The 16,870-nt window shown below is 71.3% G+C and carries 8 protein-coding genes, 1 tRNA gene and 1 pseudogene; 2 read left to right on the top strand and 8 right to left on the bottom strand.

What is annotated here, in order from left to right; genetic code table 11:
* Positions 1-63 precede the first annotated feature (63 nt).
* A complete protein-coding gene (locus tag KUM44_RS46735) occupies positions 64-393 on the top strand; it encodes a hypothetical protein (protein WP_217207136.1) in 330 nt (109 codons plus the stop codon).
* Here the strand turns inward: KUM44_RS46735 and KUM44_RS08310 are convergent.
* Together KUM44_RS08310 and KUM44_RS08305 are read right to left on the bottom strand one after the other, a co-directional pair.
* A complete protein-coding gene (locus KUM44_RS08310; RefSeq protein WP_217207135.1) occupies positions 366-3,587 on the bottom strand; it encodes a bifunctional cytochrome P450/NADPH--P450 reductase in 3,222 nt (1,073 codons plus the stop codon). The genes KUM44_RS46735 and KUM44_RS08310 overlap by 28 nt on opposite strands.
* Before the next feature lie 311 nt (positions 3,588-3,898).
* Positions 3,899-4,960, bottom strand: coding sequence for a zinc-binding dehydrogenase (locus KUM44_RS08305; protein ID WP_217207134.1), 1,062 nt, complete (start codon positions 4,958-4,960; stop codon positions 3,899-3,901).
* A gap of 482 nt (positions 4,961-5,442) precedes the next feature.
* Here KUM44_RS08305 and KUM44_RS08300 point away from each other — a divergent pair.
* Positions 5,443-6,077 (top strand): annotated as a pseudogene (locus KUM44_RS08300) (GPP34 family phosphoprotein).
* Positions 6,078-6,214: 137 nt separating this feature from the next.
* On the opposite strand, the gene KUM44_RS08295 reads toward KUM44_RS08300, so the two are convergent.
* The 6 genes from KUM44_RS08295 to topA form a co-directional block, all read right to left on the bottom strand.
* Entirely contained in the window at positions 6,215-6,511 is a 297-nt protein-coding gene (locus KUM44_RS08295) for a S1 RNA-binding domain-containing protein (protein ID WP_217207133.1), read from the bottom strand.
* 467 nt (positions 6,512-6,978) lie between these two features.
* Positions 6,979-7,055, bottom strand: a tRNA-Thr gene (locus tag KUM44_RS08290).
* A gap of 292 nt (positions 7,056-7,347) precedes the next feature.
* Positions 7,348-9,006, bottom strand: coding sequence for an alpha/beta hydrolase (locus tag KUM44_RS08285; protein ID WP_217207132.1), 1,659 nt, complete (start codon positions 9,004-9,006; stop codon positions 7,348-7,350).
* 126 nt (positions 9,007-9,132) lie between these two features.
* Positions 9,133-10,338, bottom strand: coding sequence for a DNA polymerase III subunit delta' (locus KUM44_RS08280; protein ID WP_217207131.1), 1,206 nt, complete (start codon positions 10,336-10,338; stop codon positions 9,133-9,135).
* 151 nt (positions 10,339-10,489) lie between these two features.
* Positions 10,490-13,783 (bottom strand): dTMP kinase, encoded by a 3,294-nt coding sequence (gene tmk / locus KUM44_RS08275; protein WP_217207130.1) that lies wholly within the window; start codon positions 13,781-13,783, stop codon positions 10,490-10,492.
* 175 nt (positions 13,784-13,958) lie between these two features.
* On the bottom strand, positions 13,959-16,793 hold the full coding sequence (gene topA, locus KUM44_RS08270) for a type I DNA topoisomerase (RefSeq protein ID WP_217207129.1): 2,835 nt from the start codon (positions 16,791-16,793) through the stop codon (positions 13,959-13,961).
* Between the last annotated feature and the right edge of the window lie 77 nt (positions 16,794-16,870).

The following is a 16,870-nucleotide window of genomic DNA, read 5'->3' as shown; positions in this document are numbered from 1 at the left end:
AGGGGGGACACGTAGCGAAGGAGAAGGAGACAGGGCCACGGACGTGGGGGGGGAGGGGCGTCCGTGGCCCTGTCGGTCAGCGGGCCCGGCGGGCTCGGCCGGCTCGGCCGGCTCGGCCGGCTCGGCCGGCTCGGCCGGCTCGGCCGGCTCGGCCGGCTCGGCCGGCTCGGCCGGCTCGGCCGGCTCGGCGGGCTCGGCGGGCCCTGGGCTTGGCGGGCCCGGCGGGCTTGGCGGGCCCGGCGGGCTTGGCGGGCTTGGCGGGCCCTGGGCTTGGCCGGCTCGGCCGGCTTGGCGGGCTCGGCGGGCTCGGCGGGCTCGGCCGGCTGCGGGTGTGTGGTGGTGTCGGCCACCGGCAGCCTGGCGGGTCAGCCGGCCCAGACGTCTTCCACGTAGCGGCCGGACTCGATCAGGGCCGCCAGCCAGGCGCTCGCCTCGTCGTCACCGCTGCCGGTGCGGTCGCGGTAGATCTTCATGAACGCCTCCCGCACCGCCGGGGCCATACGGCGGCCGTCGCCGCAGATGTAGACGCGTCCGCCGGCTTCCAGGACCGCCCAGACCTCGTCGCTCTCCTTCGCGATGCGGTCCTGGACGAAGCAGGCGCCGTCCTCGGGGGCGCGGGCGAAGGTGGGGCGCATGCTGACGGCTCCGGCTGCCTCGGCCGCCTCGAATTCCGTGCGGTGGAGGTAGTCGACCTCGGGGTGGTCGCAGCCGAAGTAGCACAGCAGGGTGCCGGTCGAGCGGGTGTGGTGGCGGTCGAGGACCGCGCCGCGGAAGGGCGCCAGACCGGTGCCCGCGCTGACCAGGATCACCGGCACCGACTCGTCCTGCGGCAGACGGAAGGCCTCACTACAGGGCAGCACCCGGGCCTGGACGGTGTCACCGGCCTGCACGGTCTGCAGGTAGTGCGAGCCGATGCCGTTGAAGGTGCCCTCGCCGGAGCGGTGGGGCGCGGCGAGCAGCGACACCATCAGGTCCACCTCGCCGGGAGAGGCCTCGGCGGACGAGGAGATCGAGTAGTGGCGCGGGCGCAGCACGGGCAGCAGTTCCAGGAAGACCTCGAAGGGCAGTTCGCAGGCGCGGTAGCGCTCCAGCAGGTCCAGGACGCTGTGTCCGGTGGCGGTCACCTGCTCGCGGAAGGTCTGCGGGTCCGCCGCCGCGAGTTCGGCCAGGGGCCGCTTCTCGGGCGGGCAGGCGGTGTGCTCGGCGAGCACGGCGACCTGCTCCTGGGTGGCGGCATCCTGCAATTCGACGAAGTCGGTCAGCAGGCGGCGCAGGGTCAGTGGCCGGTCGACGGGCAGGGCGCTGCGGCTGCGGCGACGGGCACGCAGCCGGACAGTGCGGTCCAGTTCGAGGCCGAAGCGGTCGGCCACCCGCTGGACGAGGGAGTCGGGGTTGCTCGGCAGGACGGCCAGGTGGTCGCCGGTGCGGTAGGTGACGCCGTCGGGCAGCCGCAGCTTGAGGAAACGCTTGGAGCGGCCCAGCTCATGCTCCATATCGACGAGTTCGCACGCGTCGAGGACCTCCATCGGCTGTACGCCGTGCCGTGCCGCGAGCCCGCCGATGACCGAGTCGGTGGTGTCCTGAAGCTCGTACAAGCCCGGAGCCTGATCGGCCTCCGGCTCCGCCTCCCCCGCTTCCGCGGCGGCTCCGTACCGCTCCAGCAGGGCGGTCCACAGGTCGCCGGTCCACCGGTCCACGGTGCCGGCGAAGTCACCGGCGGCGTCCGCGGCGCCGCGCTCCAGCAGTGAGGTGGCGCCCGCCGCGGCGAGCCGCTCGTCGATGAGGGTGGGGATGCGCTGATAGGTGGCGGCCCAGTTACGGTCGCCGACGCCGAGTACGGCATAGCTCAGGCCCTCGAGCGCGCCGGGCTCCAGGCCTTCCAGCCACGTAACGAACTCGGTGGCGTCGTCGGTGGGCCTGCCGTTGTAGGAGGCGGCCACGATCACCACCGGACCATCGCCCGCGGAGAGCTTGCCCACGGCGTCGTTGAGCGCGGCGACGGACGGGGCGAAGCCGCGCTCGTCGCCGTCCTCGGCCAGATCGCGGGCGATGCCCGCGCAGGTGCCCAGGTTGGAGCCGTGCAGCAGGGTCAGCGCGGTTCCCGTGGCACGCCGGAGGACGGGCCCGTTCCCGGCGGCGGGAGCGTTGCCGGCGGTGACGGCCGCCGCGGCGGGCAGGCGGCGCTCTGCGCTGGTGCGCCGGGCCAGGTTCAGGGTGAACGCGTCCGGCTTGAGGGTGAGCGACTGCTTGATCTTCAGCTGGTAGTTGGTGTGGTCGATCAGGCGGTAACGGTGGATCACCAGCGCGAGGACCAGCGTCGCCTCGTGCAACGCGAACTGGCGGCCGATACAGGCGCGTTCACCGCTGCCGAACGGCTTGAACAGGTGGACCGGGCGCTCCTGCTCCTGCTCGGGAAGGAACCGGTCGGGATCGAACAGCTCGACGTTCTCTCCCCAGGCAGGGTCCCGGTGCAGCTGCGGGATGAGGATCTGGATCGACTCGCCCTTGCGCACCGCGTATTTCCCGCCGATGACCGTGTCCTGAAGCGGTTCCACCGCGAACGCGGGCGCCGTCGGCCACAGCCGCAAGCTCTCGTTGAGCACCTGTCGGATGTACGTCAGCTTGCCGATGTCCCCGTAATCCGGGTCCGGGGCATCCGCGTCACCCCACAGCGCGTCGACCTCGGCCTGGGCACGGGCCAGGACCTCGGGATGCTTGGTCAGGTAGTACAGGGCGAAGGACAGCGCCCCGCTGGTGGTCTCGTGCCCGGCGATGAGGAACGTGATCGCCTGGTAGCGGATGTTGACATCGTCCAGAGGCTCACCCGTCACCGCGTCCCGGGTGTGCAGCATGCGCCCGAGCAGGTCATCGGTGCTCGCGTCGCCGGACGCCCGGCGCTGCCGGATCACATCGTCGACCAGCCCCTCCATCAAGGCCACGTCGGCCCGGAACTGCTCCGCCTGCCGCCACTTGAACAACTCCGTACCGGGGATGGACTCCCCCTTGGCCTGCGCGAAACCCAGCGCCCGCGACAAGGCGGTGACGAAAGGATGCGGCTCGTCGCGGTCGAACGACTCGAAGTCGTAGCCGAAACCGCACAGGCCGATCGTGTCAAGCGTCAGCCGCGTCATGTCGTCGGCCACATCCACGGCCTCCGTCCCGGCGGCCCGGTCCCACTTCCCCACCAGCTCCCGCGCCACCCGGAGCATCGTCGCGTGGTAGCCGCGCATCGCGCCGAGGGAGAACGCCGGCATCAGCACGTCATGCGCCTTGCGCCAGTTCGGCTCGTCATTGAACGCCGTGAACAGCCCGTCTCCGCCGATCCCCCGCAGGATCACCAGGTCGGGATGCACGTTCTTACGGAACCGGCTCTCGTCCGCCAGCTCGGTGACCAGATCCAGACCGGACGCGAAGTTGATCTCATTGCCGAAGACACGGAGCTTGAACAACGGCCCCAGCTCCCTGGCCTCCTTCATCACGTACAGCAGGCCGTCGGCGCCACCCGGAATGTCGAATGCGTGGCCGACCAGGGGCAGGGCGGGACGCTGAGGGATCGGCTCGGTTCCGCGCACGGTCTCGTGAGTCATGAGCTTGCCTTTCGTTCGGCACGGGCTGTCGCTACCCAGAACCATACAAGCGACATTGTCGAGTGACAATGTCGCTTGATTGTGTTGAGTGACACAGTCACTTGCTGGAACTGTCGGAGGCCTTGAAACGTCCGGCCGGACCAAGCCCCCGGGGCCCCGGGGGACACCTCTCCGCCCACCGGCCCGCCACAAGGCACGAAGCCCCTCCCGCGACTCACCGTCGCCGGAGGGGCTTCTCGGACCTTCTTCGGACCACTTCGATTTCAGACCCCTTCGATCAGCCTTGGCCCCCAGGGCGGGGTCAGCAGGCTTCAGGGGGTGAGAACAAACCGGATCGGGTCGCCGATCTTCTTCTCCAGCCGGGTGACGGCGTCGGCGGCCTCGGCCAGCGGGATGTGAGCAGTGATGGAAGGGGCCAGATCGATCCGTCCGGCGGAGGTCAGGCCGATGAGCTGTTCCACGTGCTCGAACCCGGAGCCGTAGTGGCCGCGGATCTGGTTGCCCCGGAAGCTGAAGCCGGTGCTGTCGCTGACGACGATCGACTCCGGCGTGAGCCCTGCGAGCACCAGGATTCCACCGGCCCCCAGCGCGGCAACCGCCTGAGCGCGAGCGGCGGGTACGCCGGCGAAGTCGAACGCGACCTCGATGCCCCGCCCCGCCGTGGCCTCCGCCAGCGCCTCCGCAAAGCCGTCCGCCATCGGGTCGAGCGCGAGATCGGCACCGAAAACGAGGGCCCGCTCCCGAGCCGTGGGCAGCGGATCGACGGCGATGATCGGGGCTGCGCCGACCATACGGGCAAGCCGGATGCCATGCGCGCCCAGACCGCCCGCACCCCAGATCCCGACCGCCTGCGCCGGACGTACCGCACCCGCTTCGACGATGGCGGCGTACGGAGTGGAGACGGCGTCGGGGATGATGGCGGCCTGGTCGAAGGGGAGGTCGTCCGGGATGGCGAGCAGGGTGTCCTCGCGCGCTACGGCGTACTGGGCCCAGCCGCCGTCATAGTCCACGCCGCGTGTGAGCGGCTGACGGCACTCGGAGCGGCGCAGACAGCCGCCGCACCCGCCGCACGCCTGCCCGGCCTGGAGCACCACCCGGGTGCCAGGCACCCATTCCCCGGCCACCTCCGGGCCTACGGCATGGACGACGCCGGCAACCTCATGACCGAGGGTGACGGTGCGGGCCTTCCTCACGGAGTCGACAGGGAACTCCGGGCTGATGCTGCCGTCGATCAGATGGACGTCGGACAGGCACACCCCCGCGGCCCGCACCTCGACCAGCACCTCCCCCGGGCCGGGGGTGGGCACGGGGACCTCTTCGACGGCGAACGTGTGGGTGTCCAGGCGGAGCCGCCCGGCAAGCATGGTCTTCATGACGGAGCTCGATTCTTCCGATGTCTCAAGCGGCTGACATTGTCAGTCGACAATGTCAGCTAATCCAGTCGATAAACAAGATCGAGTGACTCATGTCTCACCAGGCCAGTCGGCGAAGGACTTCGGCGACCGCTTCAACAGGCGGAAGTACACGCCCCGGCTCGCCTCGGAGATGCGCCGACCGGACGATCGGCAGCCGGGTGCATTGACTCTTACGCAGGGGCCAGAAGCAGTACGGGCGGGGCGAGCAGCGGCCCGGCGACCACCCCAGACACTCAGCGCCCCTGCCGTCCCCAGATGCCGCACGGACTCGCCGATCTCGGCGGCGACTGCGTCGGTGCAGCAGTCCGAGCGGAGGCCAGGCCCGAGCCGGTACACACCGGCCCCGCCGGGTACCCATGAGGTTGCCGTCGCTCCCCGATTGCGGAACTGATCCGCCGTCCCGCACGTCTTGAGAGCAGAGTCAGGAGATGGGGGGCGGCATGGCGGTGACGCTGGGCGAGGAGATCATGCTGCTGTCGCTGGACGACGCGTCGGGGCGGTGCGGGAGCGGCAGGCCTGCCAGTGGGCGGTGGCAGGCGGTATCGTCCTCGAACTCGTCATGGCAGGTTGTGTGTCCTCGGTGGCCGATACGGCTCCGACGGGAGTCCGGTTGCTCGACGACCGGCTGGGGATGATCGATGCCTGGGCGGCGGGGAAGAGCAGGCCGCCCAAGGTGACGGAGTGGCTGACCAAGGACAGGGGCAAGGCTCTGGACGCCCCTCGAAAGCCTCACAGAGCGTGGCCTGGTCAGTAGGCAACAGCGCAACGTGCTGGGCATGTTCCCGGTGCGGCGGTTCCCAGAGACGGACGGCACGGCCGAGCGCGAACTGCGGGTACGGCTTGAGGAACTGGTCTTGCGCCATGCCGAACCCGACGACCGCTCGGCCGGCCTCATCGCACTGCTGCACGGCGCCAAGCTGCACCGCCTGGCATTCCCGACCTGCCTCGCAAGGAGGTCGCTCCACGGATGAAGGAGATCTCCGAGGGGCAATGGGCGGGTGAGAGCGTGCGCAAGGCGATCCGAGAAATGCAAGCGGCGATGACGGCGGTCGCCCTGGTCACCATGAGAAGCTGACCGGTCCCCTCCGCATTGGCATATCAGGCGACCATGGCCTGAATGACAGGCGGCGCCACTATGCGGCTGCTACTGACACGGCGATCGCCGGGGAGCTCGTCGTACGTGCTCCCCGGCGATCGTCGTTGTCCGGAAGGTCAGGAGGAGAGACCTCGCTGCTCCTCGCGCCTGCGCAGGCGTTCCGCGAGCGGTACCTGCCCTGGGGGCCTGAGGATGAACTTGTTCTTCATCTCGTCGAAGTCAGTCAGATAGCAGGACACACGGTCTCCCACCTGGTAGTTGTCGTCGTCGTCGATGTAGAGGACATCAATGAAGCCGTCCCGTGACAGACCCAGGTCCACGATGACCCCCCAGCGGAAGACGGCCGTGGCCTCTCCCTCGACGATGCTCCCCACGAGGCGCATCTCGGCCTCGGGTACCTCAGGGCTGGTCATAGCTCGTCCATCACTCTCAGCGGATATGAGTTGAGGAGACCGAACATCTCCTTGGGGATTGCGACCTCGGCGCGTGGAACGCCGTCGTACCTGCCGACGAACTTGTCGAAGTGCTGATCGAAGTCGGCCCTGGGGACTGGACGAGTTCCAAGTCGTACGTCAGCCAGCAGCTCAACCCATCCCTACGGCGCTAAGTCTGCCCAAGGAGTGGCCGGTCGGCGACGCCTTCCCTCTACGGCACCAGAACTACTCAAGCTGAAGGCAGCGGCGCCACCGTCTTTGGCTTCTACGTCTTGCAGCTCGAAGGACGCGATGCGCCGCGCGGGAGACGCCTTCATGCCCGGCCCGGCTCCACAACTGAGACCAGAACTGAGACCGCCGATACCCGTGCGGCGCGCGCCCGGCGTCGTCGGCGCATCCATTGAATGAGAAAACCCCAGGTCGGAGCACTCCGCCCTGGGGTTTGATGGAGCCGCCTTCGGGATTCGAACCCGAGACCTACGCATTACGAGTGCGTTGCTCTGGCCATCTGAGCTAAGGCGGCGCGCTGTCCGCACTATGGTGCGATCAGCAACGTCGGTAAGTCTACACAGTTTCCCAGGTGCTCCGTACCAACCCCTCCCGGGCCCTCCCCGGGCCCTCCCCAGGCTCTCCGCGGCCGGCTCCGCGCCCCGCCCTGGCCCGCCCCCGGCCCCGGAGCGAGGTGCTCCGGGGCAGCTCACAGCGGCTGTCGGCACCCGCTGTCGGCACCCGCTGGCAGTACCGGCGGAGCAGCTCACCGCGCGCCAGCAGCGGCGTCGGCCTCCACTGTCAGCAGCGGCCGCCAGCAGCAGCCCTCAGCACCGCTTGTCCCGCACCGGCGGCGTCCCCCGCAGGAGATACGCGTTGATCGTCCGGTCGATGCATGTGCTCCCCCGCCCGTACGCGGTGTGGCCGTCCCCCTCGTAGGTGAGGAGGCGGGCGGAGGAGAGCTGGCGGGAGAGGGCCTGGGCCCAGCGGTAGGGGGTCGCCGGGTCGCGGGTGGTGCCGACCACGACGATCGGGGCCGCGCCCGCCGCCTCGATGCGGTGCGGCTCGCCGGTGGGTGCCACCGGCCAGTACGCGCAGTTCAGGGTGGCCCAGGCGAGGCCCTCGCCGAAGACGGGGGACGCCTTCTCGAAGGCGGGGAGGGACCTGCGGACGTCGTCGGGCGTGGAGAAGGCCGGCGGGAGGTCCAGGCAGTTCACCGCCGCGTTGGCGAACATCAGGTTCGTGTAGCGGCCCTCGGCGTCGCGTTCGTAGTAGCTGTCGGAGAGGGCGAGGAGGCCCGCTCCGTCGTTCCCCCGCATCGCCGCGGACAGCGCGTCGCGCAGATGCGGCCACGCGCCCTCGTCGTACATCGCCGCGATCACGCCGGTGGTGGCGAGGGATTCGCCGAGCTCACGGCCGTCCCTGTCCCCGGCCGGGATGGGCCGCGCGTCGAGCTTGTCGAAGAAGGCCTTGAGGTTTCTGCCGACGTCGCTCACCTTCGTGCCCAGCGGGCAGTCCCGGTGGTGCACGCAGTCCCGGGCGAACGCCTGGAACGCCGTCTCGAAGCCCGCCGTCTGGTCGAGGTTCAACCGGCGGGCGGGCAGGGAGGGGTCCATCCCGCCGTCCAGGACCAGCCGGCCCGCCCGGTCCGGGAAGAGCCCGGCGTACGTCGCCCCGAGCAGGGTGCCGTACGAGGCGCCCACGTACGTCAGCTTCTCGTCCCCCAGCACCGCGCGCAGGATGTCCATGTCCCGGGCCGCCTCGGTGGTGGAGACGTGCCGGAGCAGGCCGGCCGCGTCCGCGCCGCAGCCCTCCGCGAACTTCTTGTACGCGCCGACGAGCCGGCCCGTCTCCTTGGTGTCGTCGGGCGTGAAGTCCGTCTGTGTGTACCTGTCCATCGCCCGGCCGTCGAGGCATTCGACCGGCTCGCTGCGTGCGACTCCACGCGGGTCGACCGCGACCATGTCGTACTGGGCGCGTACCTCGACCGGGTAGCCGATCCCCGCGTACTGCTGGAGATAGCCGATCGCCGAGCCGCCGGGGCCGCCCGGGTTCACGAGCAGCGAACCGAGCCGCTTGCCCGGGCCCGTCGCCCTCTTGCGGGCCACGGCGAGGCGAGTGTCCCCGGCGTCCGGCTTCGCGTAGTCGAGCGGCGCCTTCATGGTCGCGCACTGAAAGCCGGGCACCCCGCAGCTGCGCCAGGTCAGCTTCTGCGCGTAGTACGGCGCGAGCGCGTTCGGTGTCGCCCGGGGCAGCGCGGCCAGCGCCGCCCCGGCCGCCGGGCCCCCCGACTTCGTCGCGCTGGTCACGCCGCCGGAGGTGCAGGCGGAGACGAGCAGCGCGCCGGCGACGAGGAGGGCACCGATCGTGCCGGTCCGCCGGGCGGTCGAGGGACGGTTGCGTGGGCCCTGTCCTCGACGGTTGCGAGGTCCCTGCCCGCTGGGACTCGGGGCTGGGCCGGCTGGAGAGCTGCGCCTGATGTACATCAGGCGAGCGTAACTCTGCGCAGCCGTCCGGATGCTGTGCGTGCGCGCCACGGCTCGTACGTGTTACATGGTCAACCTCCCGTTGATCACCGGTGAACGCCTACCGCCCCCGGGGCCCCGCCCGATTCAGCCCGCTCTCAGCGCCATGGTCATCGCTTCCACCGCCAACAGCGGCGCCACATTGCGGTCGAGGGCGTCGCGGCAGGCGGCGATGGCCTCGATCCGGCGCAGGGTGGACTCCGGGGCGCTGTCGCGGGCGAGGCGCTCCAGGGCATCCTCGGCGTCGGTGTTGGCGAGGGCTACGCGGGAGCCCAGCTGGAGGGCGAGGACGTCGCGGTAGAAGGCGGTGAGGTCGGTCAGGGCGAGGTCGAGGCTGTCGCGCTGCGTCCGCGTACGGCGCCGCTTCTGCTTGTCCTCCAGATCCTTCATCACGCCCGCCGTGCCGCGCGGCATCCGGCCACCCTGGGCCGCGCCCAGCGCCGCCTTCAGCTCCTCGGTCTCCTTGGCGTCGATCTCCTCGGCGAGCTGCTTGGCGTCCTCGGCCGCGGCGTCCACGAGTTCCTGGGCGGCCTTGAGGCAGCCACCGATGTCGCCGAGTCGGAGGGGCAGCTTGAGGACGGCGGCCCGGCGCTCGCGGGCGGCCGGGTCGGTGGCGAGGCGGCGGGCCCGGTCGACATGGCCCTGGGTGGCGCGGGCCGCCGCAGCGGCGACTTCGGGCTCGACGCCTTCGCGCCGTACGAGCATGTCGGCGACGGCGTCGACCGAGGGCGTGCTCAGGTTCAGGTGGCGGCAGCGGGAGCGAATGGTCGGCAGGACGTCGTCGAGGGAAGGGGCGCAGAGCAGCCACACCGTGCGGGGAGCGGGCTCCTCGACCGCCTTCAGGACGGCGTTGGCCGACTTCTCGTTCAGCCGCTCGGCGTCCTCGACGAGGATGACCTGCCAGCGGCCGTTCGCCGGCGAGGTGAACGACTTGCGGACCGTGTCCCGCATGTCGTCGGCGAGGATCTGGGTGCCGACGGCGGCGACGGTGGTGACGTCGGCGTGCGTGCCGACGAGCGCCGTATGGCACCCGTCGCAGAAACCGCAGCCGGGCGCGCCGCCCAGCGCCCGGTCAGGGCTGACGCACTGAAGTGCGGCGGCGAAGGCCCGTGCCGTCTGGTTCCGGCCCGCGCCGGGCGGGCCGGTGAACAGCCAGGCGTGGGTCATCTTCGACGCCTCGGGGGGCGGCGCGTCGGTGGCAGCGGCGGTGACGAGGGCATCGGCGTCCCGAGCGGCGGCATCCAGCTGCTCGCTCACCCTCGCCTGCCCCACCAGGTCGTCCCACACGCTCATGGGTCCCGCCGCCCTTCGTTCACATTTCGCGGTGCGGGATCCATTGTGCGGGGCGGCACTGACAACAGGTGCCGGAGCGGGCAACGGACGTCGGAGCGAGCACCGGCGCCGGAGCGGGCAGAGCCGACGAGCGGCCCTGCCGAGCCGGGCGTCAACGCCGTCGGCCGCGGCCCCGGCCCCCGTCCTCGTCGTACTCGTCCTCGCGCGGTCCCAGCAGCTCGTCGGCCAGCGTGGGCAGATCGTCCAGCGGCGTCTCCTCGGCCCAGTCGGACCGAGCCCTGCGCCGCGGCGTCCCCGCCTCGTCGACCTGGGGCATCTCGCGCGTACGTTCCTCGGCGCGGACGTCGTCGCGGAAGTACCCGGGCGGAACCTGGTCCGCCCCCCGGTCACGATCCACCCGCTCCTCCCCCGACACGGAAGGCAGCATCGCAGTCTCGTCGGCGGCCCCCGGAGTGACCGGCGGCAACACAGCGGTCTCCTCGGCGGCGCCGGGCACCACCGGCGGAAGCACCGCCGTCTCGTCCGCCGCCCCCGGCACCGGCGGCTGCGGCAGCTTCGCCGTCACCTCGGATTCGGACTCCCCGGCGGTACGGCCACCGCGAGCACGGCTACCGGACGGACCGCCCTCGAAAGCACCCTCTCCTGCGGCGCTGTCTGCGGAAGAGCGCTCACCGGCCGTCTCCCGCCGCTCCGCGTCGCGCACGGGCCGCAGCACAGTCGTCTCGTCCGACACCCCGCCCGGCGCGCTCCCCGGCGTCACCACCGGCGTGGGAACCGTCAGCGCGTCCCCGGGGGTGGCCCCGGCGCCGGGCGCCGGCGGCCTCGGACCCGCCTGGGCCTGCGCGGCCGCCTGCTCCGCGAGCCGTCGGGCCTCCTCGGCGCGCAGCAGGGCCTCCTCGGCCTTGCGCTGCTTCTCCAGTCGGAGCGCCTCCGCCTCGGCGCGCAGTCGCGCCTCCTCCTCGGCCTGCTTGCGGCGGCGTTCCTCTTCGGCCTTGCGGCGCGCTTCCTCCTCGGCGCGCGCCTTCTCCTCCGCGAGGAGCCGCTGCCGCTCCTCCTCGGCCCGCCGAGCCGCTTCCTCGGCCCGCAGCCGGGCCTCCTCCGCCTGCCGTTCGGCCTCGCGCCGCTGCGCCTCCTCCAGCTCGCGCCGCTTGCGCTCCTCCTCCTCGGCGCGCAGCCGGGCGAGCTGCTCCTGGCGCTCACGCTCCAGGCGCTCCTCCTCGGCCTTGCGGGCGGCCTCCTCCTCGGCCTTGCGGCGGGCCTCCTCCTCGGCCTGGCGGCGCGCTTCCTCCTGGGCCTGGATCTCGGCCTCGGACAGCGGCAGCATCTGGTCGAGCCGGTGCCGGACGACCGTCGTCACGGCTTCCGCCTCCTGGCCCGCGTCCACCACCAGGTAGCGCCCAGGGTCAGCGGCGGCCAGCGTCAGGAAGCCGGACCGCACACGCGCGTGGAACTCCGCCGGCTCCGACTCCAGCCGGTCCGGCGCCTCGGTGAACCGCTCGCGGGCGATCTCCGGCGAGACGTCCAGCAGCACGGTCAGGTGGGGTGCGAGTCCGTTCGTCGCCCAGCGGTTGATGCGTGCGATCTCCGTCGGCGACAGGTCACGGCCCGCCCCCTGGTAGGCGACCGAGGAGTCGACGTAACGGTCCGAGATGACGACCGCGCCGCGCTCCAGGGCGGGCCGGACCACCGTGTCGACGTGCTCTGCGCGGTCCGCCGCGTACAACAGCGCCTCCGCGCGGTGCGACAGGCCCGCGCTCGACACGTCCAGCAGGATCGACCGCAGCCGCTTGCCGACCGGCGTCGCCCCCGGCTCGCGGGTGACGACGACCTCGTGGCCCTTGCCCCGGATCCACTCGGCGAGCGCCTCGGCCTGGGTGGACTTCCCGGCGCCGTCGCCGCCCTCCAGGGCGATGAAGAAGCCGGACGTCGCGGGCACCTGCTCCGGGTCGTCCCCGCCGAGCAGCGCGTCGCGCAGGTCCTGGCGCAGCGGCACGCCGGAACGGTCGTCGACCTTGGCCAGCACCAGCGCGGCGACCGGCAGCAGCAGCGCCCCGGCCAGCATCAGCGTGAACGCCGCGCCGCCGTGCGCGAAGACGAACTTGCCGCTCTCCAGCCGGTGCGGCCCGATCAGCGCGGCCACCAGCGGCGCGATCACCGCGCCGAGCGCCACACACACGCGTACGACCGCGTGGAGGTGCTCCGTCGTGCGCGGGCGCCGGAATTCCTCGGCCTCCTGGTCGAGCAGGGTGTGCCCGGTGTTGGCGGCCATGCCCGCGCCGATTCCGGCCAGGGCGATGATCAGCAGCACGGTGGTGACGTCCGGGACGAGTCCCGCGGCCAGCAGCGCGATGCCGGTGAAGGCAATCGCCAGGGCCAGCAGCCGGCGCCGCGACAGGGACGGCAGCACGGAGGGGGCCGTACGGATGCCGACGACCACGCCGCCGGTCAGCGCGAGCACCAGCAGGCCGTACAGCACCGGGCCGCCGCCCAGGTCCTTGGCGTGCAGCACGGCCACGGCGACCCCGGCGGACACCGCACCGGCGACAGCCGCGCACGCCGTCACCAGCAGCGGGATCGCACCGGTACGGCCCTTGTCGACGCCGGAACCGGTCTTGGGCCGGCGCAGGCCCTCGAGCGGCGACCGCGCGCGTGGGGTGCGCGTGTCGGGCAGCTCCAGAAAGGTCAGCACGGACAGGGAGGCGGCGAACAGACCGGCCGCGACATAGGACGCGAGGGCCGCGTGGTGCTGGTCGAACCAGTCGAGGCCGGTACCGAGCAGGTTGTTGAGCAGGGCGGCGGCGACGAGTGCGGCGGCGGCCATGGGGATCGCCACGAAACCCGTACGCAGCGACAGGCGGCGCAGGGCGTCCATGTGGTCCGGCAGCGGTCGTACCGTCGCTCCCTCGGGCGGCGGGGGCGGCAGCAGCGCGGGCGCCGCGCTCTCCCGGCACACCGTCCAGAAACGCTCGGCCACGCCGGACACGAAGCCGGTGACCAGCAGGACGGCCAGCGCGTCGTCCGGGGTCCAGTCGATCCACAGGGGCGCGACGATCAGCAGGGCGGCCCGCAGGCCGTCCGCGCCGACCATGGTCCAGCGCCGGTCGAGGGGGCCTTCCTGGGAGGTGAGCGACGTCAGCGGGCCGAGGAGTACGGCGCCGAAGAGCAGCGTCGCGAGGATGCGCACCCCGAAGACGGTCGCCACCGCGAACGCCACGCCCCGGTACCCACCGCCGAACGACCCTTCGGCGATCGCCGCCTGAAGGGCCAGGAGGACCAGCACCAGCAGGGCGAGGGTGTCGCCGACACCTCCCACCAACTGCGCGCTCCACAGCCGCTTGAGCTGCGGTCGCCGCAGCAGGGCGCGGACGGCGCGCTCGCGGGAGTCCGCGACCAGGGCGTCGTCGGGGGCGGGGTGGTGGGCCGTTGGCTGCTCGGCTCGCGTCATGCTTTCAGCCTATCGGGACGCACTGACAGCCCGGCGCGCACGCCCGAACGTACGCGCGCCTCGACACCAAACTGATGCCGAGGCGTTCGTTTTGCGAACCGCAAGCGAAGAACCGGGCCCTCAACCGGACTCCGAAAGAGCCCGGTTGGCGCTCAAAGCGACCTAGGACGGCGGCTCAGTCCTCGCTCGCCGACTTCGAAGCCGCCGTCTTCTTCGCGGTGGTCTTCTTCGCCGTCGTCTTCTTCGCGGCCGTCGTCGTCTTCGCCGCGGTCTTCTTGGCGGCCGTCTTCTTGGCCGGGGCGGCCTTCTTGGCGGTCGTCTTCTTCGCGGGGGCCTTCTTCGCCGTCTTCTTGGCGGGCCCCTTCGCCCGCTTCTCGGCGAGCAGCTCGAAGCCGCGCTCCGGGGTGATCGTCTCGACGCTGTCGCCGGAGCGCAGGGTCGCGTTGGTCTCCCCATCGGTGACGTACGGCCCGAAGCGACCGTCCTTGACGACGACCGGCTTCTCACTCACCGGGTCGGTGCCCAGCTCCTTCAGCGGCGGCTTGGCGGCCGCGCGGCCACGCTGCTTGGGCTGGGCGTAGATCGCCTGCGCCTCCTCCAGCGTGATCGTGAAGAGCTGCTCCTCGGTCTGGAGCGACCGCGAGTCCGTGCCCTTCTTCAGGTACGGGCCGTAGCGGCCGTTCTGCGCGGTGATCTCCACGCCGTCCGCGTCGGTGCCGACGACGCGGGGCAGCGACATCAGCTTGAGGGCGTCCTCAAGGGTCACCGTGTCGAGAGACATCGACTTGAACAGCGAGGCCGTGCGCGGCTTGACGGCGTTCTTGCCGGTCTTCGGGGTGCCCTCGGGGAGCACCTCGGTGACGTACGGGCCGTAGCGGCCGTCGCGGGCGATGATCTGGTGGCCGGTCTGCGGGTCGGCGCCGAGTTCGAAGTCGCCGCTCGGCTTGGCGAGCAGTTCCTCCGCGAGCTCGACGGACAGCTCGTCGGGCGCCAGATCCTCGGGCACGTCCGCGCGCTGGTGCTGCTCTGTGTCCTTCTCGCCGCGCTCGATGTACGGGCCGTAGCGGCCGACCCGCAGCACGATGTCGTTGCCCACGGGGAACGACGACACCTCGCGGGCGTCGATCGCGCCCAGGTCGGTCACCAGCTCCTTGAGGCCACCGAGGTGGTCCCCGTCGCCGTTACCGGCGTCGGCCGCGCCGCCCTCGCCTGTGCCCTCGCCGAAGTAGAACCGCTTCAGCCACGGCACGGACTGGGCCTCGCCGCGGGCGATGCGGTCGAGGTCGTCCTCCATCTTGGCGGTGAAGTCGTAGTCGACGAGCCGCCCGAAGTGCTTCTCCAGGAGGTTGACCACGGCGAAGGACAGGAAGGACGGGACGAGGGCCGTGCCCTTCTTGAACACATAGCCGCGGTCGAGGATCGTGCCGATGATCGACGCATACGTCGACGGGCGGCCGATCTCGCGCTCTTCCAGCTCCTTGACCAGCGACGCCTCGGTGTAGCGGGCCGGGGGCTTGGTGGCGTGCCCGTCGACCGTGATCTCCTCGGCGCTGAGCCGGTCGCCCTCGCCCACCTGCGGCAGCCGGCGCTCGCGGTCGTCCAGCTCGGCGTTCGGGTCGTCGGCGCCCTCGACGTAGGCCTTCAGGAAGCCGTGGAAGGTGATCGTCTTGCCGGACGCGCTGAACTCGACGTCACGGCCGTCGGCCGCGGTGCCGCCGATCTTGACGGTGACCGAGTTACCGGTCGCGTCCTTCATCTGGGAGGCGACGGTCCGCTTCCAGATCAGCTCGTAGAGCTTGAACTGGTCGCCGGTCAGTCCGGTCTCGGCAGGGGTGCGGAAGCGGTCGCCGGAGGGGCGGATCGCCTCGTGCGCCTCCTGGGCGTTCTTGACCTTCCCGGCGTACGTCCGCGGGGCGGACGGCAGGTAGTCGGCGCCGTACAACTGTGTGACCTGGGCACGGGCGGCCGCGACGGCGGTGTCGCTCAGCGTCGTGGAGTCCGTACGCATGTACGTGATGTAGCCGTTCTCGTACAGCTTCTGCGCGACCTGCATGGTGGCCTTCGCGCCGAAGCCGAGCTTGCGGCTCGCCTCCTGCTGCAAGGTCGTCGTACGGAACGGGGCGTACGGCGAGCGGCGGTAGGGCTTGGACTCGACGGACCGGACGGCGAACTGCGTCTGCTCCAGGGCGGCGGCCAGCGCGCGGGCGTTCGCCTCGTCGAGGTGGAGGGTGTTCGCGCTCTTGAGTTGTCCCAGGGAGTCGAAGTCGCGGCCCTGCGCGACTCGCCTGCCGTCGACGGTCTGGAGGCGGGCGACCAGCGACGACGGGTCCGACGAGTCCCCCGCGCGGCCGGTCGCGAAAGTGCCCGTCAGGTCCCAGTACTCAGCAGAACGAAACGCGATGCGCTCGCGTTCCCGCTCCACGACAAGTCGGGTGGCGACGGACTGGACACGGCCGGCCGACAGGCGCGGCATGACCTTCTTCCACAGGACCGGCGAGACCTCGTAGCCGTAGAGGCGGTCGAGGATGCGACGGGTCTCCTGGGCGTCGACGAGCTTCTGGTTGAGCTGGCGCGGGTTGGCCACGGCGGCCTGGATCGCGGCCTTGGTGATCTCGTGGAAGACCATCCGCTTGACCGGGACCTTGGGCTTGAGCACTTCCTGGAGGTGCCAGGCGATGGCCTCGCCCTCGCGGTCCTCATCGGTGGCGAGGTAGAGCTCGTCGGAGTCCTTCAGCAGGTCCTTGAGCTTCTTGACCTGCGCCTTCTTGTCGGCGTTGACGACATAGATCGGCTCGAAGTCGTGCTCTACGTCCACGCCGAGGCGGCGGACCTCGCCGGTGTACTTCTCCGGGACCTCCGCGGCGCCGTTGGGGAGGTCGCGGATGTGCCCGACGCTCGCTTCGACTACGTAGCCGGGGCCCAGGTAGCCCTTGATCGTCTTCGCCTTGGCAGGCGACTCGACGATGACGAGTCGGCGGCCGCCCTGTGCGGTCTCGCTGGTCGGGGACAACTTCGCTCTTCTCTCCGGTCGACGCTTGGGCCTTCCCAGGGTCAAACGGCTCCGGGGAGGTGCAGGTGCGGTCCCGC

It is taken from the genome of Streptomyces sp. AC550_RSS872, from assembly GCF_019049285.1.
Classification (GTDB): domain Bacteria; phylum Actinomycetota; class Actinomycetes; order Streptomycetales; family Streptomycetaceae; genus Streptomyces.
The sequence above is the reverse complement of the archived record's forward strand: the minus strand, read 5'-3'. Positions and strand labels throughout refer to the sequence as shown.

Coding starts and splice junctions, on each gene's coding strand:
- tmk (WP_217207130.1), bottom strand. CDS start 13,783: ATGACGCGAGCCGAGCAGCCAACGGCCCACCACCCCGCCCCCGACGAC.
- KUM44_RS08285 (WP_217207132.1), bottom strand. CDS start 9,006: ATGTACATCAGGCGCAGCTCTCCAGCCGGCCCAGCCCCGAGTCCCAGC.
- KUM44_RS08295 (WP_217207133.1), bottom strand. CDS start 6,511: ATGACCAGCCCTGAGGTACCCGAGGCCGAGATGCGCCTCGTGGGGAGC.
- KUM44_RS08280 (WP_217207131.1), bottom strand. CDS start 10,338: ATGAGCGTGTGGGACGACCTGGTGGGGCAGGCGAGGGTGAGCGAGCAG.
- KUM44_RS08310 (WP_217207135.1), bottom strand. CDS start 3,587: ATGACTCACGAGACCGTGCGCGGAACCGAGCCGATCCCTCAGCGTCCC.
- KUM44_RS08305 (WP_217207134.1), bottom strand. CDS start 4,960: ATGAAGACCATGCTTGCCGGGCGGCTCCGCCTGGACACCCACACGTTC.